Below are 3,126 nucleotides of genomic sequence, written 5' to 3'. Positions count from 1 at the left end.
GCCCTGCACCCACGGCATCGACCGGACCCGCAAGGAAGTCCTGAACTACGCCATCCTCACCTGGGTGGTCAGCATGATCCCGGCGTTTCTGACCGGAGACTGGATCTACGGCGGCATTGCCTGGCTCTCGGGCGCCTGGTTTGTGGGCATGGCCTTGCGCCTGAAAGCCCTGCCCGAAGGTCAGGAAATGGATCAATACGCCCGCAGCATGTTCGCTTATTCCATCTCTTATCTGTTTTTGCTTTATACCGCACTCATTCTGGGCAAATTGCTTTTAGGATAAAAGAGGATTGGCAAATGATGTTCAGCAAAAGCAGTGAATGCGCCTTGCGGGCCATGATTTATATTGCCGCCCGAAAGCCGGGTACGCCGGTATTAAGTCGCGACGTAGCTGAATATCTGGGAATGCCAATTCAGTGCATAACCAAAATCATGCGTGGATTAGCCAAGCGGGGATTGCTGGAATCTTTGAAAGGGCGTGGTGGCGGTTTTGTACTTACGCGCAATGCGGACAGTTTGAATATTCTGGATGTTGTGGAAGCAGTGGAAGGGCGTCTGACCCCGCATTGTCTGTTGGGTTTGAAGGTGTGTGCCGATGAAACTGCCTGCCCGGTTCATTGTCAGTGGGCGCAACTGCGCGGGCAGGAAATGGAAGTGCTGCGTCAACAAAGCATTGGTGCTATGGCACAGATGTTGTTTGCTAGCCCGGGGAATTTGGCATAGGTCCCTATGCGTTCATTGGGAGGTTGTGCACATATCGGGACCAAGATTAGCTGGTTCTGTGCCATCTGGACCAGTCTGGTCCTGGACCAAGAATCAGCGGCGAATGGATGGGGTGCTGCGGGGTGCTACAGAGAAACATCTGCCGTATGTCTTTACCATAAATACACAATCAACTTTTTGTTCTATTTGATAAAATAATTAAAAAAATGGCGCCATCAGGGATTTTTGTGGGTCTCAATGGGTGCATTTCAAGGTTTGGCATACAGTTTGCTATAGACTAATCAGTTTAGATTTGGCGGCTCCCATGATGAGCTTGATCAGATTGCTGATGTGAAAAATCAACAGTACGTGATGTTTTTGTCGTGAACAATTGGAAAGGGGTCGCCCGGAATGAAATTTCGAGGATTGGTAGCACTGAGTGTGAGTGTTTGTGCAAGTTTATTCGTCACTGCGGTAGCAAGCCCGGTGTATATCGAGAAAGTCGATATGCCCATGAAAGCGGCCATGTCAGAAGTCAAAAACGTTTTGCATGATGGTGGTTATAAAATTGTGCTTCATCTCAATATTTTGAAGCTGATTCAATCCCAGCAGAAGCAACTGAAAATACCCAATTTTAATCGGCATAAATTTACCGATGTACAAGCTTTGGTATTTTGTAATCCCTATGACTTCAGTAAGTTGCTGAATGCCGATTGGCCTGCTGCCGCAGGTTGTCCATTGACTTTGGATGTGTTTTCAAAAGGACAAAACAGTTACATCGTTTACGGATTACGGGCTGACTTTGCGAATACGCCGGCTTCCAAAAAAATCACACAATCTTTTGATAGTGCCGTGATTAAAGTGCTGCAGGGTATTCCCATGTCTCGGCAGATTACCAAAATCCCTGACTTTTCAGGGAAATAATTTGTAAGTTCACGTTTGGCTAGAAGGAGAGATCAATGGAACAGATGAAAAGACGGAAATTTTTGGGAATGTCAGCAGTGGGTATGGCGGCAGTAGCCGGTTCCGGGGTGTTGATGCCAGCCATTGCCAATGCCGCCAATGTGGCAGGTTGGCCTGCAGCGGAATTTGATGCCAAAAAGCTGGATGAGGCGATGAAGGACAGTATTGATACAACCTCGGTAAAAACTTCGGCGAAAGTCCGCCTGACCGCACCAACCATAGCGGAGAATGGCGCGGCAGTTCCGGTAACCGTGGATGTAGATCATCCCATGACCGCCGATGATTATATCGAATCTGTATATTTGTATGTGGATCATAATCCTACGCCATTGGCCAGTGCCTTTCATTTTACGCCGGATAGTGGTCATGCCTATTTTCAGGAACGCATCAAGATGGCGAAAACCGATATGGTCAGAGCTGTCGCCAGGACCAATAAGGGCGTGATGATGTCTTCCAAGCCCCAGGAAATCAAGGTAACCATCGGCGGTTGTGGCGGATAAATATCAGAGAATTCCAAGCATCAAAATTGATTAAGGAGAAATTATTATGGCAGCAATTGGTAATCCAATGATCCGGATGGCTTCACACGCCAAAAAAGGACAAATTGTTGAAGTACGTTCGTTGATCATGAATCCGATGACTACGGGGCTGAGCAAAAATAAAGCGGGCAAGTTGATTCCTGCGCATTTTATTCAGACAGTCACCGTGACTTTTAACAACAAGCCACTCTGTAATGTAGATTGGAGTACAGCGATCAGCGCCAATCCCTATCTGGCTTTTAAAATGCGCGCCGTTGAAAGCGGTACGCTGGAAATGACCTGGAAAGACAATACGAATGGTGTCTGGTCAAGTAAGGCATCCATCACTGTTGCCTGAATGAACCAGCGTTTTCACAAAAGATAACCCGCGAGGTGAGTATGAATCTGTCACGTAGAGATTTCATGGCGATGATGGGTATTGCTGGAGCAACAGGATTTTTATCGCCATCTGCCATTGCTTCTTCCTGGGGTTCAGGTAAGGACCCCTATGAAATACCCGAATACGGTAATGTCACGTTACTCCATATTACGGATACCCATGCACAGTTGCTGCCCGTTTGGTGGCGTGAGCCGGGCACCAACATTGGCACGCGTGAACAAAAGGAATGGGGTGTCACACCACATATGGTGGGTGATAAGAAGCTCGAATATTATGGGATCAAAGCCGGGACTCCGGAAGGTTATGCTTTATCCTGCATGGATTTTGATACTAAAGTTTCACCGTTTTTCCGCGAGGAAAATCGGCATGGTTAACAAAAATGTCGGTCATTAAATATTATTATTTATCTATGAATTATACTTATTTTGGCGCTATTTTGTTACCCTATTTTTCTTGTTTTATTTATTGTGAATCAGCCAGATAACGATGAATAGAACCGCCTTCCGTGATATAATGAGTGATCGTTAACGCTCTGATTATAAA

At 46.5% G+C, this 3,126-nt stretch carries 5 protein-coding genes and 1 pseudogene; all 6 read left to right on the top strand.

Annotated features, from left to right (window positions below; all coding sequences use genetic code 11):
- A pseudogene (locus H7F08_RS15080) lies at nt 1-283 on the top strand (protoheme IX farnesyltransferase); the annotation flags it as partial.
- Between the two features lie 14 nt (nt 284-297).
- Entirely contained in the window at nt 298-723 is a 426-nt protein-coding gene (locus H7F08_RS15075) for an RrF2 family transcriptional regulator (RefSeq protein WP_010636841.1), read from the top strand.
- A gap of 390 nt (nt 724-1,113) precedes the next feature.
- Nucleotides 1,114-1,626, top strand: a complete 513-nt coding sequence (locus tag H7F08_RS15070; protein ID WP_010636839.1) for a hypothetical protein — start codon at nt 1,114-1,116, stop codon at nt 1,624-1,626.
- A 35-nt stretch (nt 1,627-1,661) separates the two neighbouring features.
- Nucleotides 1,662-2,165 (top strand): thiosulfate oxidation carrier protein SoxY, encoded by a 504-nt coding sequence (gene soxY / locus H7F08_RS15065; protein WP_010636838.1) that lies wholly within the window; start codon nt 1,662-1,664, stop codon nt 2,163-2,165.
- 46 nt (nt 2,166-2,211) lie between these two features.
- Nucleotides 2,212-2,541 (top strand): thiosulfate oxidation carrier complex protein SoxZ, encoded by a 330-nt coding sequence (gene soxZ, locus H7F08_RS15060; protein WP_065973623.1) that lies wholly within the window; start codon nt 2,212-2,214, stop codon nt 2,539-2,541.
- Nucleotides 2,542-2,582: 41 nt separating this feature from the next.
- A complete protein-coding gene (locus H7F08_RS15055) occupies nt 2,583-2,957 on the top strand; it encodes a twin-arginine translocation signal domain-containing protein (protein ID WP_227487913.1) in 375 nt (124 codons plus the stop codon).
- The last annotated feature ends 169 nt before the right edge of the window (nt 2,958-3,126 follow it).

The organism is Acidithiobacillus sp. HP-11, assembly GCF_015100075.1.
Lineage (GTDB): Bacteria > Pseudomonadota > Gammaproteobacteria > Acidithiobacillales > Acidithiobacillaceae > Acidithiobacillus > Acidithiobacillus thiooxidans.
The sequence above is the reverse complement of the archived record's forward strand: the minus strand, read 5'-3'. Positions and strand labels throughout refer to the sequence as shown.

What these genes read in the sequence shown, in the direction of transcription:
- H7F08_RS15075 (WP_010636841.1), top strand. Translation starts at nt 298, where the DNA reads ATGATGTTCAGCAAAAGCAGTGAATGCGCCTTGCGGGCCATGATTTAT.
- soxZ (WP_065973623.1), top strand. Translation starts at nt 2,212, where the DNA reads ATGGCAGCAATTGGTAATCCAATGATCCGGATGGCTTCACACGCCAAA.
- H7F08_RS15070 (WP_010636839.1), top strand. Translation starts at nt 1,114, where the DNA reads ATGAAATTTCGAGGATTGGTAGCACTGAGTGTGAGTGTTTGTGCAAGT.
- soxY (WP_010636838.1), top strand. Translation starts at nt 1,662, where the DNA reads ATGGAACAGATGAAAAGACGGAAATTTTTGGGAATGTCAGCAGTGGGT.
- H7F08_RS15055 (WP_227487913.1), top strand. Translation starts at nt 2,583, where the DNA reads ATGAATCTGTCACGTAGAGATTTCATGGCGATGATGGGTATTGCTGGA.